General features: G+C 63.9%; 15 protein-coding genes. 8 read left to right on the top strand and 7 right to left on the bottom strand.

Annotated features, from left to right (window positions below):
* The first annotated feature begins 4 nt into the window (after positions 1–4).
* The gene (locus CQ007_RS03845; RefSeq protein WP_158256719.1) at positions 5–1,516 is read left to right on the top strand and encodes an amidase; all 1,512 of its coding nucleotides are present in this window, start codon (positions 5–7) and stop codon (positions 1,514–1,516) included.
* Between the two features lie 83 nt (positions 1,517–1,599).
* On the top strand, positions 1,600–2,367 hold the full coding sequence (locus CQ007_RS03840) for an SDR family oxidoreductase (protein WP_105643593.1): 768 nt from the start codon (positions 1,600–1,602) through the stop codon (positions 2,365–2,367).
* Between the two features lie 64 nt (positions 2,368–2,431).
* Here the strand turns inward: CQ007_RS03840 and CQ007_RS03835 are convergent, their stop codons facing one another.
* A complete protein-coding gene (locus CQ007_RS03835; RefSeq protein ID WP_177424271.1) occupies positions 2,432–2,866 on the bottom strand; it encodes a hypothetical protein in 435 nt (144 codons plus the stop codon).
* A gap of 63 nt (positions 2,867–2,929) precedes the next feature.
* Here CQ007_RS03835 and CQ007_RS03830 point away from each other — a divergent pair, with 63 nt between their 5' ends.
* Complete coding sequence (locus CQ007_RS03830) at positions 2,930–4,603, top strand: class I adenylate-forming enzyme family protein (RefSeq protein WP_105643592.1); 1,674 nt, start codon at positions 2,930–2,932, stop codon at positions 4,601–4,603.
* A gap of 84 nt (positions 4,604–4,687) precedes the next feature.
* Here the strand turns inward: CQ007_RS03830 and CQ007_RS03825 are convergent, their stop codons facing one another.
* The 6 genes from CQ007_RS03825 to CQ007_RS03800 are packed head-to-tail and all read right to left on the bottom strand — an operon-like array spanning position 4,688 to position 10,648.
* Positions 4,688–6,007 (bottom strand): MFS transporter, encoded by a 1,320-nt coding sequence (locus CQ007_RS03825; protein ID WP_105643591.1) that lies wholly within the window; start codon positions 6,005–6,007, stop codon positions 4,688–4,690.
* 59 nt (positions 6,008–6,066) lie between these two features.
* On the bottom strand, positions 6,067–7,098 hold the full coding sequence (gene dmpG / locus CQ007_RS03820; protein ID WP_105643590.1) for a 4-hydroxy-2-oxovalerate aldolase: 1,032 nt from the start codon (positions 7,096–7,098) through the stop codon (positions 6,067–6,069).
* 10 nt (positions 7,099–7,108) lie between these two features.
* A complete protein-coding gene (locus tag CQ007_RS03815) occupies positions 7,109–8,029 on the bottom strand; it encodes an acetaldehyde dehydrogenase (acetylating) (protein WP_105643589.1) in 921 nt (306 codons plus the stop codon).
* Between the two features lie 15 nt (positions 8,030–8,044).
* On the bottom strand, positions 8,045–8,836 hold the full coding sequence (locus tag CQ007_RS03810; protein ID WP_105643588.1) for a fumarylacetoacetate hydrolase family protein: 792 nt from the start codon (positions 8,834–8,836) through the stop codon (positions 8,045–8,047).
* 13 nt (positions 8,837–8,849) lie between these two features.
* Entirely contained in the window at positions 8,850–9,623 is a 774-nt protein-coding gene (locus CQ007_RS03805) for a glucose 1-dehydrogenase (RefSeq protein WP_105643587.1), read from the bottom strand.
* A gap of 11 nt (positions 9,624–9,634) precedes the next feature.
* Positions 9,635–10,648 carry a flavin reductase gene (locus CQ007_RS03800; protein WP_105643586.1) on the bottom strand — a complete coding sequence of 338 codons (1,014 nt, stop codon included), beginning with the start codon at positions 10,646–10,648 and terminating at the stop codon, positions 9,635–9,637.
* A 200-nt stretch (positions 10,649–10,848) separates the two neighbouring features.
* Between CQ007_RS03800 and CQ007_RS03795 the strand changes: the two genes are divergently transcribed.
* The 5 genes from CQ007_RS03795 to CQ007_RS03775 all read left to right on the top strand — a co-directional run bounded on the left by CQ007_RS03795 (position 10,849) and on the right by CQ007_RS03775 (position 18,147).
* Positions 10,849–12,279, top strand: a complete 1,431-nt coding sequence (locus CQ007_RS03795) for a coniferyl aldehyde dehydrogenase (protein ID WP_105643585.1) — start codon at positions 10,849–10,851, stop codon at positions 12,277–12,279.
* Positions 12,280–12,348: 69 nt separating this feature from the next.
* On the top strand, positions 12,349–14,010 hold the full coding sequence (locus CQ007_RS03790) for a methyl-accepting chemotaxis protein (RefSeq protein ID WP_146114538.1): 1,662 nt from the start codon (positions 12,349–12,351) through the stop codon (positions 14,008–14,010).
* A 391-nt stretch (positions 14,011–14,401) separates the two neighbouring features.
* Positions 14,402–15,592: an acyl-CoA dehydrogenase family protein gene (locus tag CQ007_RS03785; RefSeq protein WP_105643814.1), complete on the top strand. Its 1,191-nt coding sequence runs from the start codon at positions 14,402–14,404 to the stop codon at positions 15,590–15,592.
* A 63-nt stretch (positions 15,593–15,655) separates the two neighbouring features.
* Positions 15,656–17,368: an FAD-binding protein gene (locus CQ007_RS03780; protein WP_105643583.1), complete on the top strand. Its 1,713-nt coding sequence runs from the start codon at positions 15,656–15,658 to the stop codon at positions 17,366–17,368.
* 14 nt (positions 17,369–17,382) lie between these two features.
* On the top strand, positions 17,383–18,147 hold the full coding sequence (locus CQ007_RS03775; RefSeq protein WP_105643582.1) for a glucose 1-dehydrogenase: 765 nt from the start codon (positions 17,383–17,385) through the stop codon (positions 18,145–18,147).
* The last annotated feature ends 1 nt before the right edge of the window (position 18,148 follow it).

The following is an 18,148-nucleotide window of genomic DNA, read 5'->3' as shown; positions in this document are numbered from 1 at the left end:
CGGTATGACGCGAAGGCATTTTCTGCAAGGTTCCGCCTGCCTGGCCGCCGGCCTGGCATTCAATCTGCGCCTGCCGCCCGCGATGGCGGCAAGTGGCATGAGTTTCGAAGAGTACCGGCGCTGCGACGCGCTTGAGCTGGCACGCCTCGTCCGCGACGGGCAGGTCAGCGCGGCCGAATTGCTGGAGCTGGCGATCGCTCGCACCGAACAGGTCAACCCCAGCATCAATGCGGTGGTCATCAAGCACTATGAGGCTGCGCGCAAGCTGGCCAGTGCGAGCATTCCCGAAGGCCCGTTCCGCGGCGTGCCGTTCCTGCTCAAGGACCTGGGCATCAGTATGGCCGATACCGTCACTACCCACGGCTCGCGTTTCTTCCGCGAGGCGAAAGCGGCCACGGATGACCCCTATGTACGCAAGGCGCGCCAGGCCGGGCTGGTGATCTTCGGCAAGACCAACAGCCCCGAATTCGGTAACAGCCCCTCCACCGAAGGTACCCTGTTCGGCGATACGCACAACCCCTGGAATCTCGAACACAGCGCCGGCGGATCATCCGGTGGTGCGGCGGCTGCGGTCGCCGCCGGTATCCTGCCGGTGGCGCACGCCAGCGATGGCGGCGGTTCGATCCGCCTGCCTGCATCGTCCTGCGGGCTGTTCGGTCTCAAGCCGAGCCGTGATCTGGTACCGATCGGCAACGCTGCAGGCGAAGCGCGTGGCCTGCTGTCAGCGCAGCATGTGATCAGCCGCAGCGTGCGCGACTCGGCGGCACTGCTCGATGCGCTGGCCTGGGACAATCCGGGGCAGGGTTTCGAGGGTGCCGGGCAGGGTTCCTATTTCGCCCAGTTGCAGCAGGCGCCGGGACGCCTGCGCATCGCCCTGATGCGCCAGCCGCTGCTGGATATGCCGGTCGATCAGGTATGCCTGGATGCGCTGGAGGATGCGGCTCGACTGTGTGCCGAACTGGGCCATGAGGTGGTCGAGGCGGTTCCCGAGGTGGATATGCAGGCGGCCATGCAGGCCTCCGGTACTCTCAGTGTCACCAGCCTGGCTGAACGCATCGCTGTGCGTGAGGCGCAACTGGGTCGGGCGGTGACCGCCGATGACCTGGAGCCGGTGAACATGGAGATGCTGGGCTGGGGCCGGCAGGTCAGCGCGGTGGATTACATGCGCGCCCAGGAAGGGCTGCGCCAGACCGGTCGCGACATGGCCCGCTTCATGGAAGGCTACGACCTGATTCTCAGCCCGACCATGACCTGGGCACCGCCGCCGCTGGGCGTGGTGGACATGGATCTGCCGCTGGAGGATTTCGGTCCTGTGGCCACCCGTAGCTCGGTATTCACCGTGCTGTACAACATCACTGGCCAGCCGGCCATGTCGGTCCCGCTGTACTGGAGCGCCGAGGGGTTGCCGATCGGAGTGATGTTCGCCGGGCGCTTCGGCGCCGAGCGCACCCTGCTGCGGTTGGCCGGCCAGCTGGAGCAGGCCAGGCCGTGGTTCGACCGGCTGCCGCCGATCTGAGTGCGCATCCCGGCCACGGAACAGATACCGGGCTGGCCGATAATCGGCCAGCCCTCCAGACAAGCCATGACAGGAGTTCAACCATGCCCATTACTGCCGTGACCGGTGCCGCCTCTGGAATAGGTGCCGCCTTGTGCCAGCAACTGCGTGACGCCGGCCATGATGTGATCGGTATCGATCGCGCCAACAGTGATATCAATGTCGATCTGTCCACCCCCGCTGGTCGCCAGCAGGCGGTAAGCGAGGTGCTCGAGCGCTGCAATGGCGTGCTCGATCACCTGGTACTGTGCGCCGGTGTCGGTGTTACCGCACCCAGTTGCGGGCTGATTCTGGCGGTCAACTATTTTGCTGTCAGCAGCCTGCTCGACGGGCTGGCGGAGGCGCTCGGCAAGGGCAGCCAGCCGTCGGCGGTGGTGGTTGGCTCGGTCGCTTCGGTGCAGCCTGGTGCGGACAAGCAGCCGATTGTCGAACTGATGCTGGCCGCTGACGAGGCCGCGGCCCTTGATGCAGCGAACCAGGCCAACAATCCGAGCATGGCCTATGCCGGCTCCAAGTACGCGGTTAGTGTGCTGGTGCGGCGTCAGGTGCATGAGTGGGCCAAGCGGGGAGTGCGGCTCAATGTGGTGGCACCGGGGGTGGTCGAGACGCCCTTGTATCAGGCCTCCACCGAGGATCCGCGTTATGGCGAGGCGACCCGCAACTTCGTTGCGCCGCTGGGGCGCGGCAGTCAGCCTGGGGAACTGGCCGAGGTGATCCGCTTCCTGCTCTCGCCGCAGGCCAGTTTTATCCATGGCACCGTGCTGTTCACCGATGGCGGCATGGACGCGATGGTGCGCCCAAGCCGTTTCTGAGTACACCCCTCTGGTTGGAACGGAGAAGCAGTCAAGGGCTTCGTTGATACGAAGCCCGGTCCCGTTAGCGGACCGCTCTGGCGCTGCGGGCCTCTTCGCGAATCGCCTTGATGGCTTGGGCGCACAGGCTGTCATGTGCCGGGTCGTTCGGCACTGTCAGCGTGACGCGATCAACCAGACCACCGAAGCGTGACACCATGGCCTTGGGCAACTGCTCATAGTCGGCGGTGATCAGGAAGGTATCGAGGATCTCGTCGGTAAGGATGCCCGGCATCTCCTTCCAGCGTTGCTCACGGGTCAACTGTTGCAGCGCATCTCCAACCTCCCCCCAACCAAACAGCTCCAGACTGGCCCGGTAGGCCGGTGTCGAGAACAGGAAAGCCAGCATCTCGCGGAAGCGTTCCCGTTCCTGGGCGACAGTAGCCGCGTCCGGGCCGGTGGCGACGAACTGGCTGGCGCTGATGAGTGGTCGCTTTAGCGCCGGGTTGCAACCCGGCAACGATCAGCTTGCCCTTGCGCCCACTGCCGATATCGGAGCGGCCTCAACGCAAGGGATGGCAGCATGACCAAGGACTCGATTGATGCCTGGAGAACCGCCTGGAACCAACTCATCTGTGAACCTTCGCCCTTTGCGGTCGCGGTTGATGAGCAAGGGCGCAAGGTGTTCACACAGGCACCTTCCACACTGGGTGAGGCTCTGCAGACAGCGCGTGAGTACGGCGACAGACCCTTCCTGAAATGGCAGAGCCAGAGCCACACTTTCGCCAGTTTCTTCGCCGCTGCCGATAGCCTGACAGCTGCCCTGCAGCTGGACCTGAACATTCAGCCGGGTGATCGTGTCGCTATCGGCATGCGTAATCGCCCGGAGTGGATGATTGCCTTCATGGCTGTAGTTCAGGCTGGAGCCATCCCGGTGGCGGTCAACAGCTGGAGCACCAGGCAGGAGCTGCTCTACGTTGTCCAGGATGCCGGCGTCAGGGTGGCATTTTGCGATGAGCCACGCTACCGGGATCTGGTCGAGTTGGCGGGGAAGGTTGAACTGGTGACGGTTGATCCGGTGCAGGAGCACGCGCATGTGCACCAGTGGCAAGCCCTGCTGGAGCATATGCCAGCGGCGGCTACCCTGGTGCAGACCCAGCCAGAGAATCCTGCGCTGATCCTGTATACCTCGGGTACCACCAGTCGACCGAAAGGGGTAGTGTCCAGCCAACGAGCTGTCTGTCAGGCCATCCATGCCCTGGAATTCCAGGGGGCTTTTGCCGCCATGACCTCGGCGGAGCGTATCAGGCCGATCATGGAGTCCGGCCTGCAGCCGACGGCACTGCTGGCCTATCCGTTATTTCATGTCAGTGGTCTGCTTTCACAGTTTCTCAGTGCGCTGCGCGGTGGCAAGCGCCTGGTCATCCTCTACAAGTGGGATATCCATGACGCCCTGAAGATGATTCGTGAGGAACGGATCACCCAGTTCAATGGCGTCCCGACCATGATGCAGCAGCTGATCTTCCATGAGCGCTTTGTCAGTGACGATACCGCCACCCTGTTTGCACTTGGCCTGGGCGGCAGCTCGGTATCGAAGGCATTGCTGGGCAAGTTGCTTGAAGCCAAGCCGATGGCAATGACAGGTAACGGCTACGGTATGACCGAAGGAAACGGTATCTGCGCCGCGCTCTCAGGCGAGCAGTTCATGGCCTTCCCCGATTCTGTCGGCTGGCCCATGCCGATCGTGGATGTGGTCATCGGGGAAGCGCCGGAGCAGCAGGTGGCGGCAGGCGACTGCGGACCCATCTGGATTCGGACCTCGGCGCTGATGGATGGCTATTGGAATAATCCGGAAGAGACCAGGGCGAGCATGCGTGAAGGCTGGTATTTCACTGGTGATGTGGGCTATCTGGATAAACACGGAATGTTGTACATCACCGACCGGATCAAGGACATCATCATCCGCGGTGGCGAAAACATCTCCGCGGTGGAGGTCGAGCATTGTGCGGCCGAGCATCCGGCGGTGAAGGAGGCGGCGGTGTTCATGCTGCCCGACAGTGAGATGGGTGAGGCCGTGGGAATGGTGGCGCACTGTAGTGTCCAGGTCAGTGAGCAGGAACTCCGGGCGTTCATGGCCCAGCGGCTGGCCGCCTACAAGTTGCCCAAGCGTATCTGGTTTTCGGCGCACCCCCTGCAACGCAGCGTCATGGGCAAGTTGCAGAAGCCGATGATCAAACAGGCTTTCGTTGATGTCTGAGACCCTCTGACACTGGCCGGGCGTATACCTGCGCCCGACCAGGAGGTCGGGTCAGGGAGCCAGGGCCGCCGGTGCGTCGCTCACTCAGGTTGTCTGCAATGCAGGGGAGGGCAGATCAAAAGCCTGTTGCCGGTACAGTTGCAACAGCAATGCCAGCGGCACCAGCAGGCTGAGATGCACCAGCAGCAGTGCATAACGCAGTGACTCGGTACCGCTCCAGGGCACCAGCAGGTCACTCAATGCCCCAGTGAGCAGTGGGCCGAGGCCGACACCGGCCAGGGTAGTGCAGATGGTCTGCAGGGCGATGGCGGTGGCGCGCTGCCAGGGGCTGACCAGTTGAGTCAGCAGATTGAAGCAGGGTGCCACCCACCACATGGTGAAAAAGCCCATGGTCGCGCACCAGAGCATGGCGGTGGGTACCTCCACGCCGCCAAGAGTGAACGCGATACCCGGCGGCCAGAGTATGTACAGCAACAGGCTGAGCAGGGTGAGGGTGGTGCCGATCAGCGGCAATCCGAGCAACCAGGCCTGGCTGCGCAGGTTCAGCCGGTCGCTCAGCCAGCCACTGAACAGACCGCCCAGTGCTGCGCTGCAACCGGTCACCACCCCGGCGAGTATGCCGGCGCTCTGCAGCGACAGACCGTGGGAGCGAATCAGAAACGGGGTATTCCACATGGCGAAGGCCAGGCCACTGAAACTGAACCAGGCACAGGCGGCGACCAGCTTGCGATAGTGGCTGTTGCCCAGCAGTTGGCGGGCCGAGCGCCACAGGTTCAGGGTCGGTGCGCTGCCATGCAGCGGAGCATCGAAGCGGCCGCGGGATGGCTCATGCACGGCGATGGCCAGCAATAACGATATCAGCAACGGTGCGCTGGCGATGATATGAAAGCCGGTACGCCAGCCGTACTGGTCGACCACCCAGGCGCCCAGGCTGAGCCCGACGATCGCCGAGAGCGTCGGTGCTGCGGTAAAGCAACTGATCGCCAACGAGCGGTTGCGCGGGGGGTACAGGTCGGCGATCAACGATAGCGAGGCGGGGGTGACCGGCGCCTCGGTAACGGCGACCAGCATGCGCGCGATGACCAGCATGGGAAAGCTGACGGCAAAACCACAGAGCAGCGTGGTCAGTGCCCAGAGTGCGGCGCACAGGGCCAACAGTCGAACCCGGGAGTAGCGGTCGGCCAGACCACCCGCGGGCAGTCCCATCAGCGCATAGGCCCCGGCGAAGGCCAATCCGGAAATCAGTCCCATGGCGGTATCGCTGGCGCCGAACTCCAGTTTGATCGGCTCGATCATCACCGCCATGATCTGCCGGCCGAGAAAAATACTCGCATAACCGCCAACCAGCAGGGCCAGTACCGCATGGCTGCTGCCGACCGGTCTGGCATTGACTGCCGAGGTCATGGGTCTACCTCCGGAATCGGAAAAAGACTACCGGCAGCATGCTGCCGGTAGGGAAGGCGTCAGGCCTGTGCCTGGCGCTGCCTGAGCAGGGTCAGTGCGGTGTCCTCGATCATGTCTTCCTGGCCACCGACCATGCCGCGGCGGCCCATTTCCACCAGGATCTCCCGTGCCGGCACACCGTATTTCTTCTCGGCACGCTTGGCGAACAGCAGGAAGGAGCCGTAGACCCCGCCGTAGCCCATGGTCAGGGCATCCTTGTCGCTGCGGATGGGGAAGTCCATGATCGGCACTACCAGGTCGTCGGCCACATCCTGAATGCCGAACACATCGACGCCAGTCTCGATACCCATGCGGGCGCATACCGCGACCAGGATCTCCATCGGCGTATTGCCTGCACCGGCACCCAGACCGGCTGCGGCGGCGTCGATGCGGGTCGCCCCGGCTTCGATAGCGGCGATCGAGTTGGCCACGCCCATGGCCAGGTTGTGGTGACCATGGAAACCGATTTCGGTATCTGGCTGTAGCGCCGCGCGTACCGCGTTAATACGCGCACTGACGTCATGCGGCAGCATGTAGCCGGCCGAATCGGTGATGTACACGCAGTTGGCGCCATAACTCTCCATCAGCCTGGCTTGTTCGGCCAGACCCTCGGGGCTGTTCATGTGTGCCATCATCAGAAAGCCGACGGTATCCATCTCCAGCTTGCGCGCCAGGTTGATATGCTGCTCGGAGACGTCGGCCTCGGTGCAGTGGGTGGCCACGCGGATGGTATTGACGCCGATCTCCCGGGCCATCTTCAGGTGGTCGATGGTACCGATGCCGGGCAGCAGCAGGGCGGAGACCTTGGCGTTGTTCATCAGCGGTACCACCGCCGACAGGTATTCCTCATCGGTATGCGCGGGGAAGCCGTAGTTCACCGAGCTGCCGCCCAGGCCGTCACCATGGGTCACTTCGATCAGCGGAATGCCGGCGGCATCCAGGCCCCGGGCGATGGTCTGCATCTGCTCCAGGCTGATCTGGTGGCGCTTGGGGTGCATGCCGTCGCGCAGAGTCATGTCGTGCAGTGTGATCTTCTTGCCTTGCAGGTTCATGGGCGGCTCCTCACAGGTTGGCGGCAATGGCGTCGGGGTCGAAGCTGCCGTCGAGCATCTTCTCGGCGAACAGCTCGGCGGTGCGGGCACCGGCGGCGGTCATGATGTCCAGGTTGCCGGCGTACTTGGGCAGGAAATCACCCAGGCCCTCGACCTCCATGAATACCGAGACGCGGTTGCCGTCGAATACCGGACCGTTGACCAGCTTGTAGCCGGGCACGTACTTCTGCACCTCGGCGATCATGCTGTGGATCGAGTCGGTGATGCGCGCCTGGTCCGGGGTGTCGGTGGTCAGGCAGTGGATGGTGTCGCGCATGATCAGCGGCGGTTCGGCCGGGTTGATGACGATGATCGCCTTGCCCTTCTTCGCGCCGCCAACCTGTTCGATGGCGCCGGAGGTGGTGCGGGTGAACTCGTCGATGTTCTTGCGCGTGCCTGGGCCGACCGAGCGCGAGGACACGGTGGCGACGATCTCGCCATATTCCACTGCCTGGACCCGGGATACCGCGGCGACCATGGGAATGGTCGCCTGGCCACCGCAGGTGACCATGTTGACGTTGAGGATCGGCTCGCCGACATGCTGTTGCAGGTTCACCGGCGGCACCACGAAGGGACCGATGGCGGCCGGTGTGAGGTCGATCATCAGTACGCCCAGTTCGTTCAGCTTGCGGCTGTTCTCGGCATGCACATAGGCCGAGGTGGCGTCGAAGGCGATACGGATGTCATCTTCGCGGACATGCGGCAGCAGGCCGTCGACGCCATCACTGGTGGTCTTCAGGCCCATTTCCTCGGCCCGTTTCAGGCCCTCGGAGGTGGGGTCGATGCCGACCATCCAGACCGGCTCCAGCACCTCGCTGCGCTGGAGCTTGTACAGCAGGTCGGTGCCGATATTGCCTGGCCCGATCAGGGCGCAGCGGATCTTCTTGCTCATGGTGTTCTCCGGGCGTTAGTCAGTGAAACGCAGGCTGGCTTTACCCAGTCCGCTGATATGCATGTCGATCTGATCGCCGGCAGTGACCGGCACCAGCGGGGCTAGGGCGCCGGACAGGATGATCTCGCCACGACGGAAGGGAATGCCCAGCTCACCCAAGGTATTGGCCAGCCAGGCCACCGCCGCGCAGGGGTGACCCTGTACTGCAGAGCCCAGACCGCTGCCGGCCGGCTGGCCATTGAGGTGCATGTTCAGTTCGACGCTGGCCAGATCCAGCTGGCGTGGATCGATGCGCGCCTCGCCGAGGGCGAATACGCCGCAGGAGGCGTTGTCTGCCACGGTATCCTCGATGCGGATCTGCCAGTTGGCGATGCGCGAATCGACAATCTCGAAGCACGGGGCCACCGACTCGGTGGCCGCCAGCACATCGCTGGCGGTGACGCCGGGGCCGCTCAGATCCTCGGCCAGGATGAAGGCGATCTCGCCCTCGGCGCGTGGTGCGATCAGCCGGTATTCGGCCAGGCTGACGGCGCTGCCATCGGCGACCTGCATGCGGTCGGTGAGAAAGCCGAAGTCCGGCTGGTGCACATCGAGCATGTCCTGCACTGCCTTGCTGGTAACACCAATCTTCTTGCCGATGACCCGTTCGCCCAGCGCCTCGCGGCGTTGCAGGAACTGCAGGGAAATCCGGTAGGCATCGTCCAGGGTCAGTTCGGGGTGGCGGCCAGTCAGCGGCTGCAGCGGCTTGCGCTCGCGCAGGGCGGCATGCAATTCATCGCCCAGCGCCTTGATCAGGTGGTCATCCATCATGCTGTTCCGTTCAGGTGGGGAAGACGCTGGATTCGGCGCCGCCATCGACTTCGATGACCTTGCCGGTCACCCATTTCGACGCGGGCGTAGCCAGATACAGCGCGGCCGCGGCGATATCCTCGACCTCGCCAAGGGCGCGCAGGGGCGTGTTGTCTTCCATGATCTGGCGGATCTGGTCAGTCATCACCCCGGCCAGGGCGTCAGTCATGATCGGCCCGGGAGCGATGGCATTGATGCGAATGACCGGAGCGAAGTCCTGGGCCAGCATCTTGCCCAGATGGGTCAGCGCCGCCTTGGCTGCTGCGTAGCGGCTGAAGTTGCGCTGAATGTAGCGCGCCGCGCCAGAGGTGATATTGATGATGTTGCCCTGGCCGGCTTCGAGCATGTGCGGCGCGCAGAGCTGGATCAGGTGATAGGCGCTGGTGACGTTGAAGTGCAGCGCGCGGTCGAACTCTTCCCAGCTCAGCTTCAGCGGGCTATTGGGACCGCCGCCGCCGGCATTGTTGACCAGATGGGTGAGCTTGCCGAAGGCCTCCAGTGTGGCGCCGACCGCTGCCTCGCGCTGGACGGCGTCATTGACGTCGCAACTGACGGCGATGGCCTGGCCGCCCTGGCTGCGGATCTGCTCGGCGACGGCTTCCACATCGGCCTGGGTGCGCGCGGCGCAGACCACGCTGGCACCGGCTTCGGCATAGGCCAGGGCGATGGCTTTGCCAATGCCCTTGCCGGCACCCGTGACCAGCGCTACGTTATCTTTCAGGGTGAAACGTTCGAGTAGGGACATACTGGTAATCCTCAGACCTGTTGATAGTCGTTCATGGCCGGGCCTTCGGTGGCCCAGAGATCGGGCAGGCCGGGATCGGTGGCCTGGATCAGACGCTTGAGCAGGAACTTCAGCGCCTGGGTATCGCCGCTGCCGAGCTTCTCGGTGACTTCTTCCTCCACCGCCTTGGCCAGGGCCACATGCTCGAGTGACACTTCGCGCCCCTCGCCGGTGAGAACGAAGCGCTGTTGTCCGGACTGCTCGTCTGCCACTATGTAGCCCTGCTTCTGCAGGAACAACAGCATCGACAGGGTTACCTCGCGTCCGGTGTAGGCGACGAAGTGATTGATCTGCTCCAGTGTCAGGTTGTCCTGGATGCTCAGTACCGAGAGTACGAAAAAGGCATGCTCATCCAGCTTGTGGTTCTGCAGCAGGGTGCGCAGAAAGGCGACCAGTTGGTAATGCGCCCGCCCGGCCAGATAGCCCAGCAGATCTTCGGTATAGCTGCATTCCGGAGCGACCTGCTCTATCTGTGACAGGCGCACGCCCTCGCGCGGTTTGCGTGCGGTCAGTGCATACTGGCCGCTCTGGAACGCCAGCGGCGGCAGGTGGCTCTTGTCGAAGCCGAGTACCTCGCCGACGAAGATCACGTGGTCGCCACCCTCGTACATGAAGGCGGTGCGGCATTGGAAGCGCGCGGTACAGTTGTGCAACAGCGGAATGTCATTGATGCCGCGATCCAGTTCGATACCGGCGAACTTGTCCTCGCCACGCGAGGCGAAGCGACCGGACAGGGCTTCCTGTTCCACCGACAGCACATGGACGTTCCAGTGCTTGGTGCAGGAGAAGGCGTCCAGGCTGTAGGCGGACTTGGCCAGACTCCACAGCACCAGCGGCGGGTTGAGTGACACCGAGTTGAAACTGTTGGCGGTGATGCCAATGGGAGAGCCATCCGCCGCCCGGGTGGTGATGATGGTCACCCCGGTGGTGAAGGTACTCAGGGCGTCACGAAACGCCTTGGGGTTGAAGCTTGCCTGAGCAGTCATGTCTGCCTCGTATCATCCAGGTTCAGTGGCTGCAGTATTCGCCGGGGGCGGCGGTGGGTCATCGTCTTTATGGACTAACGCGCGGTGGGGCTACTGGTCCATATGGACGAGGTGAGGGCAGAGAGGCTCATCTATCGTGCGGGACACTACAAAAATAGCGCCTGGAACAGGCAGGATCAGGCAAAAAAGGAGACCGCTGCATGCGTGCCCATCTGCAATCCATTGATCAACTACCTTCCTTGCTGGCTGCCCAGCGCAGCGCCTTCGACCAACAGGGGCCGGTCAGCGCCGAGCTGCGGCGTGGCCGCATCCAGCAGGTGATCGACCTGCTGGTGGATCACCATCAGCAACTGGCCGAAGCCATGGACGCCGACTTCGGCGGCCGCCATCCCGGCTTTGGCCTGATGAATGATGTACTGGGATCGCTGGGCTCGCTCAAGCATGCCCGCGACCACCTGGAAGCCTGGATGCCGGATGAGCCGCGCCAGGTATTCGCGCCCTACGATCAGCTGGGCGCGCAGGGCTGGGTGCAGTATCAGCCCAAGGGCAGCGTCGGCATCATCGGTACCTGGAACGCGCCGTTGTTCACTCTGTTGAGCCCGCTGGCCTGCGCCTTGGCCGCCGGCAACCGGGCGGTACTCAAGCCCTCGGAGATCGTCCCACGTACCGCCGAGCTGTTGGCGCAACTGATCGACCAGCGCTTCGATCCGCTGGAGCTGGCGATCATCACCGGCGGAGTCGAGGTGGGCCAGGCCTTTGCCAGCCAGCCATTCAACCATCTGGTATTCACCGGCAGCACCGAGGTCGGTCGTGACATCATGCGCCGGGCGGCGGAGAATCTGGTGCCGGTGACCCTGGAGCTGGGCGGCAAGTCGCCGGTGGTGATTGGCCAGAGCGCCGATATCGCCGAGGCAGCTCGCCGACTGGCGATTGCCAAGGGCACCAATGGTGGGCAGATCTGCATTTCCCCGGACCGGGTGTTCGTGCCGGTGGCGCAACGGGAGGAGTTCATCCGCCAGCTCGCCGAGGCCTTCAACGGCCTGTATCCCGGCGTGTCGGACAATCCGGATCTGGTCAGCGTGGTCAACCAGCGGCACCTGCAGCGGCTGGATGGCTATCTGGCCGAGGTTCGCGAGATGGGCGTGGAAGTGGTGCAATGCCCGGATGTGGTCTTCGATGCCGGCTCGGGCAAGCGTCCGCTGAGTCTGGTCATCAATCCGCCGTTGAACAGCCGCATCATGCGCGAGGAGATCTTCGGGCCGGCACTGGTGGTGCTCAGCTACAGCGATATTCACCATGTGGTCGATGAGATCAACCAGGGCGAGCGACCGCTGGCACTGTATTATTTCGGCACCGACCAGTCCGAACAGGACTACGTGCTGGGGCATACCCTGTCCGGCGGCGTGAGTATCAACGATGCGCTGATGCACGCGGCCATGGAGAACGCCCCGTTCGGCGGCGTCGGTGCCTCCGGTATGGGACGCTATCATGGTCATGAGGGCTTTCTCGAATTCAGTCATGTGCGCACGGTATTCAAGGCTGCGGCGGTCGATCCGCGCGCCGAATGGGGCATGCTGCCCCCTTATCACGCCGGTTTCACCGGAGTGATGCAGGCCCAGATCACCCGCTGATTTCGCTGTTCTGACCTTCCGGCTCCCCTGGACAGGGGAGCTGTGCATGCCTGGCTGGGAGGCCACACCATGCCCCGAATTCATTTGCGTATGACTATTGCCGCCCGCTTGCTGCTCTGGGCCGGGCTCGCCAGTGCCCTGTTCTATACCGCGGTTGGCCTGGGCTGGTACGGCCTGCAGTCTTCCCGTGACAGCCTGCGTGCGGTGCAGGCCGAGCAATTGACGGTGATCGGCCAGACCACCGAGATCGAACACCTGCTGGATGACAACCGGCGTCTGGTGCTGATCGCCTTCCAGTATGACCCTGATGGCAAGCTGTCGATTGCCCATGACCAGGCCATGTCCGTATATCTGGAAGAAATCCGCGCCAACAGCGCACGGATCGAAGAGCGGCGTGCGGTTTTCACCCGGCGCCCGCTGGATGAGCAGGAACAGCAGCTGCTGGCGGTGTTCGAGGAGCATTACCAGCTCTGGCTGGAAGACCTGGACGCCATGCTGGCACTGCTGGAAATCGAGGACTTCCGCGTCAATGGCATGCGCGCCTTCCTCCAGGTGGGGGCCGAGGAAGGGCGCCTGGCGCGGGTTGCGCTGGCTGCGTTGCGTACCCACCAGCAGCAGAAGGCCGAGGCCGGTTTTCTATTGGCTGAACGGCGTTACCGGGTGACGGTGGGTATCTATCTGACCCTGGCCATTGTCGGGCTGGTGCTTGGCAGCATTACCGGGGTGCTCACCCTGGCCCGCCTGCGCCGGGGCTTCGGTACGGTATCGGAGCATGCGCGGGCGATTGCCGCGGGTGATCTGACGGCCGAGGTGCGGATCAGTGGCCGCGATGAGATCGCCGACCTGATGACCGAGTTCGCGCGCATGCAGGGCAACCTGCGGCAGTTGATTGGTGGCGTGCGTGAGCAGGTGACACTGCTTGGCAGTTCCTCGGTACGCCTGTCGGGTCTGTCCGATGGCGCCTCACGCATGGCGCAGCAGCAGTCCGATGCGGTGATCAGCATGTCCTCGGCGGTGGAGGAGTTGTCAGTATCCATCGATGAGGTGGGCAGCCATGCCGAAGCGACGCGGCAGATCACCGAGCAGGCCGCGGCGCGCTCCAGCCAGAGCGAGGCGCTGATCCAGCGCATGACCGCAGAGATGACCGATATCGCCGGTGCCGTGCAGCAGACCGCCGAGCACATGCAGGATCTGGAGCGCTTCTCGGCGCAGATCGGCAGCGTGATCCAGGTGATCAACGAGGTGGCCGAACAGACCAACCTGCTGTCGCTGAACGCCGCCATCGAGGCGGCTCGAGCCGGTGACATGGGACGGGGATTCGCCGTGGTGGCCACCGAGGTGCGGCAGTTGGCCGAACGGACCTCGCAATCGACCCTGGAAATCGCCGAGACGGTCAAGCAGGTGCAGAGTGGTACCCGCGCCGTGGCCGCCGGCCTGCAGCAGACGGTCGGCAGGGTGCAGGCGGGTGTCGAGCTGGCGCGCGAGGCTGACGGCTCGGTGGCGCAGATCCGTGCCGGTACCGGTGAGGTGATCATCGCGGTGAACGAGATTACCGAGGTGCTCAAGGGCCAGTCCGCCGCTACCAGAGAAATAGCGGTGCGTGTCGAGGGGGTCTCCAGTGGTGTGCAGGAAATGTCCGGCAGTGCCGCCGAGAGTGCGGCCGCTGCCGCCGAGCTGCAACGCCTGGCCGGTGAACTGGAACGCATGGCCCAACATTTTCGCACCAGTTGATGGAAGGGCAAGAGCAAGCAGCTGCTCGCCGATAGTCACGGCCCGGCGTAGCGCGGGCGCGCTACACCCCGTCTCGGGTTGGCGAGCCCCGCTCGCCGACGACCATCAGCCGCAGGCGTAGCGCCCGAGCGCGGACCGGGGCGCTACACCCCGCTACCTTCCCGGGTTGGCGAGCGCCTGCTCGCCGACGACGGCAGTTCAGGTAATGCAGGCGCGTGCATCGCGGCACTGCAATCCGGCGAGCGCTCTCGACGCCGTCTGCTTGCCAGGCTCTTTTCACTCCTGACTTCAACCATAGTCCGCTTTGACGATGAGTAGTTGAGGGTCGCTCCAGATAATCAGGAACAGCCGCGCATAGAGGCGCTGCGGAGAGTCTCTGGAGGACCAAATGATGGGTGTCACTCGCGAACGAAGTGAAAAAGAACGCGAATTGCTGGAAAGCGCGCGGCAGATGATCCCGGCGCTGAAGGCGCGAGCTGAGCAGGCCGACCGGGACCAGAAGGTACCGGTCGAGACCGTTGCCGATATGCAGGAAGCAGGACTGTTCCGGGCCATGCAGCCGAAGCGCTTCGGCGGTTTCGAGCTGGATCCGCGCGGATTCTTCGATATTCAGATGGCGCTGGCCGAGGGTTGCATGTCCACCGCCTGGATCTATGGGGTGATGGGCGTGCATCCCTGGCAACTGGCCCGCTATCCACTGCAGGCCCAGGAAGATGTATGGGGTGAGAACCCCGATACGCTGGTCGGCTCAACCTATATGCCGGTGGCCAAGGTGACACCTGCGGAGGGTGGTTACCGGATCAGCGGTCGCTGGGGCTTCTCCAGCGGCAGCGAGCACTGCAGCTGGACCCTGCTGGGCGGCATCATCCCACCGGACGCCAACGGCGAGGGTGTCGAGCACGGTACTTTCCTGGTGCCGGCCAGCGATTACCGCATCGAGCGCAACTGGGACGTGCTGGGCCTGCGTGGCACCGGCAGCCACGATATCGTGGTCGAAGACGCCTTTGTGCCCGCCCACCGGGTGCAACGCACCAACAACACCAGCATGGAGGCCACGCCGGGGCGGTTGGTCAATACCAATCCGCTGTACGGCATTCCCTTCGCCCAGGTGTTCACCCGCGCGGTCTCCAGCTCCTGCCTGGGAGCGCTGCAGGGGGCGATCAACGAGTTCCGCGACAACGCCAAGCGCCATGTCGGCAAGCATGGCGGCAAGACCGCTGAAGACCCCCTGGCGCAGGAAGTGGTGGCCGATGCGACCCTGACTCTGGATCAGCTCAAGCTGGTGCTGGAACGCAATTTCGACCACCTGATGGGGCTGGCCCAACGTGATGAGTTCCCCGATGAGGAAACCCGCCTGCTGTATCGCTACCAGTCGGCCTATGTAACCAATATCTGTGCCGACAAGGTCGACCAGTTGCTGCGCTGCATGGCGGCTTCGGGGCTGTACAACACCAATCCGGTGGCGCGGACCTTCCGCGACCTGCACCAGGCCCGCGGGCACATCTCCAACAACGTGGCGGCCTTCTCCCGTGCCTATGGCGCCGTGCAGCTGGGACTGCCCAACCCCGACCCCTACGTCTGAACCAGGACGCCGCCGACCAACGGGTCGGCGGCCTTCCCACGGACCGCAACAGCGAGTGTCGACATGCATAACAACAATGATTTCAACGCAGTATATGATCTGATAGTGGTGGGCTCGGGCGCCGGTGCGATGACTGCCGCGGTGGTTGCCGCCGACCAGGGACTGTCGGTCCTGGTGGTGGAGAAGAGTGCACAGTACGGCGGCACCTCGGCGCTGTCGGGAGGGGGTATCTGGATTCCCAACAACCACTATTTCAAGGCCATCGGCGGTAACGACAGCGAAGAGCTGGCCTGGACCTATCTCAAGGCGGCGGTCGGTGACCGGGTGGACGAGCAGCGCCTGCGTACCTACCTGGACAAGGCACCGGAAATGATCCGCTGGCTGGAAAAGCACAGCCGCGTCCGTTACGCCGTGGCCGACAAGTATCCGGATTATTACCAGCACCTGCCGGGCGCGCTGCCGGGTGGGCGCAGCCTGGACCCGGAGCTGTTCGATCTCAGCCAGCTTGGCGATGAACTGCCGAACCTGCGTGAAGCCTCGCCGGGCAACCTGCTGATGGGGCGTATTTCCTGGACTGCCCGGGATGCGCACAAGGCCATGTCCAAGACCCGGGGCTGGCGGTTGATGGTGTTGTGGATGATGCTGCGCTACAAGCTGGATTTCGGCTGGCGCAAGAAGACCAACAGCAAGCGTGATCGCCGGGCGGCGTTGGGCAGCTCGTTGGTCGCCAGCCTGCGTGCCTCTCTGCTGGATAGGAAGGTGCCCCTGTGGCTGAATACCGACTTCCGCGAGCTGGTCGAGGAGGATGGTCGGGTCTGCGGCGTGGTGGTCGAGCGCGATGGACAGTTGCAGCGCCTGCAGGCGCGCAAGGGCGTGATACTCGGTGCTGGCGGCTTCGAGCAGAACCAGGCGCTGCGCGACAAGTACCTGCCGCAGCCGACTAAGGTGACCTGGAGCGCCACACCCGCCGGTGGCAATACTGGCGCAGCGCTGGAGGCGGCCCAGCAACTGGGTGCGGCTACCGACCTGATGGATTGGGGTTGGTGGGCACCAAGCCTGCTGGTGCCTGGCGAAGACCGCGCCCGCGGGGTATTCGCCGAGCGCGCCTTCCCCGGTGCGATCGTGGTCAACCAACAGGGCAAGCGCTTCGTCAACGAGGCGATAGCCTACCTGGAATTCGTTGATGCCATGTACCGTGATCAGGCTGAAACGGGCGGGAAGAGCATTCCCGGCTGGGTTGTCTTCGACAGCAAGTTTCGCTTCAACTATGCCATGGGGCCGCTGATGCCGGCGCAGATCATGCCCGACAGCCGCCTGCGCAAGAACTGGCTGAACAACGTCTACTACAAGGCTGACTCGCTGGATGAGCTGGCCGGGCAGATCGGTGTCGATGCCGCCGGCCTCAAGGCCACGGTACAGCGGGTCAACGGCTTTGCCCGCAGCGGCAAGGACGAGGACTTCGACCGGGGTGGCAACGTCTTCGACCGCTATTACGGTGACAGCAATGTCAGTCCCAACCCCTGTCTGGCACCGCTGGAGAAAGGGCCCTTCTACGCCATGCCCATGTATGCCGGGGACATCGGCACCAAGGGTGGGCTGCTGACCAATGCCCAGGCCCAGGTCCTGCACCAGTCCGGCCAGCCGATCGCCGGGTTGTACGCCATCGGCAATACCTCATCCTCGGTGATGGGCACTACCTATCCCGGTGCCGGCGGCACCCTGGGGCCGGCCATGACATTCGGCTACGTTGCTGCGCTGCATGCAGCGCAGCAATAATGAGGAGGACGTGGATGAGCAATCGACTGATCAACAAGACGGCGGTGGTCACCGGCGCCGCCAGTGGTATCGGCGAGGCCACAGTACGGCGCTTCGTCGCCGAGGGTGCGAGGGTCATCATGACCGACCTGAATGCCACTGATGGCGAGCGCGTCGCTGCAGAGCTGGGCGCCAGTGTGCTGTTCATGCGCCAGGACGTCAGCGCCCCGGCCGACTGGCAGGCGTTGGCCGAGCTGGTGCGTGAACGCTTCCAGCGTCTGGACGTGCTGGTCAATAACGCCGGCATCCTGATCCCTGGCAGCATCGAGGATGCGACCCTGGAGCAGTGGCACAAGCTGTTGCGGGTCAATGCCGACAGCGTATTCCTCGGCTGCCAGACCGCCATCGCGCTGATGAAGGAAAGCGGTGGTGGCGGCTCGATCGTGAATATTTCCTCGATCGCCGCGCTGGCGGCCCGCGACGACTATATGGCCTACGGTGCCAGCAAGGGCGCGGTGGCGGCGCTGACGCGCAGCGTGGCGGTGCATTGCCGGCGACAGAAGTACCGTATCCGCTGCAACTCGGTGCACCCGGACGGCGTCATGACACCCATGACTCGGGGTAGCTATCCGAAGGGCATTGATCCGGTCCTGCTGACCATCGACCACGACCCGATGAACCGTGCCTGCCTGCCCGAGGATGTGGCCGATGCGGTGCTGTACCTGGCAGCGGACGAGGCCCGCGCGGTCAACGGCATCGAGCTGCGGGTCGACAGTGGACAATTCGTGATGAGTATCTGAT

Origin of the sequence: Pseudomonas sp. MYb185 (genome assembly GCF_002979975.1) — a bacterium.
Taxonomy (GTDB): Bacteria; Pseudomonadota; Gammaproteobacteria; order Pseudomonadales; family Pseudomonadaceae; genus Halopseudomonas.
Note: the sequence above shows the minus strand (reverse complement) of the source record. Positions and strands in the feature narration are given on the sequence as shown.

What these genes read in the sequence shown, in the direction of transcription:
- CQ007_RS03800 (WP_105643586.1), bottom strand. Translation starts at nt 10,648, where the DNA reads ATGACTGCTCAGGCAAGCTTCAACCCCAAGGCGTTTCGTGACGCCCTG.
- CQ007_RS03810 (WP_105643588.1), bottom strand. Translation starts at nt 8,836, where the DNA reads ATGGATGACCACCTGATCAAGGCGCTGGGCGATGAATTGCATGCCGCC.
- CQ007_RS03805 (WP_105643587.1), bottom strand. Translation starts at nt 9,623, where the DNA reads ATGTCCCTACTCGAACGTTTCACCCTGAAAGATAACGTAGCGCTGGTC.
- CQ007_RS03840 (WP_105643593.1), top strand. Translation starts at nt 1,600, where the DNA reads ATGCCCATTACTGCCGTGACCGGTGCCGCCTCTGGAATAGGTGCCGCC.
- CQ007_RS03795 (WP_105643585.1), top strand. Translation starts at nt 10,849, where the DNA reads ATGCGTGCCCATCTGCAATCCATTGATCAACTACCTTCCTTGCTGGCT.
- CQ007_RS03785 (WP_105643814.1), top strand. Translation starts at nt 14,402, where the DNA reads ATGGGTGTCACTCGCGAACGAAGTGAAAAAGAACGCGAATTGCTGGAA.
- CQ007_RS03780 (WP_105643583.1), top strand. Translation starts at nt 15,656, where the DNA reads ATGCATAACAACAATGATTTCAACGCAGTATATGATCTGATAGTGGTG.
- CQ007_RS03830 (WP_105643592.1), top strand. Translation starts at nt 2,930, where the DNA reads ATGACCAAGGACTCGATTGATGCCTGGAGAACCGCCTGGAACCAACTC.
- CQ007_RS03815 (WP_105643589.1), bottom strand. Translation starts at nt 8,029, where the DNA reads ATGAGCAAGAAGATCCGCTGCGCCCTGATCGGGCCAGGCAATATCGGC.
- dmpG (WP_105643590.1), bottom strand. Translation starts at nt 7,098, where the DNA reads ATGAACCTGCAAGGCAAGAAGATCACACTGCACGACATGACTCTGCGC.
- CQ007_RS03825 (WP_105643591.1), bottom strand. Translation starts at nt 6,007, where the DNA reads ATGACCTCGGCAGTCAATGCCAGACCGGTCGGCAGCAGCCATGCGGTA.
- CQ007_RS03775 (WP_105643582.1), top strand. Translation starts at nt 17,383, where the DNA reads ATGAGCAATCGACTGATCAACAAGACGGCGGTGGTCACCGGCGCCGCC.
- CQ007_RS03790 (WP_146114538.1), top strand. Translation starts at nt 12,349, where the DNA reads ATGCCCCGAATTCATTTGCGTATGACTATTGCCGCCCGCTTGCTGCTC.
- CQ007_RS03845 (WP_158256719.1), top strand. Translation starts at nt 5, where the DNA reads ATGACGCGAAGGCATTTTCTGCAAGGTTCCGCCTGCCTGGCCGCCGGC.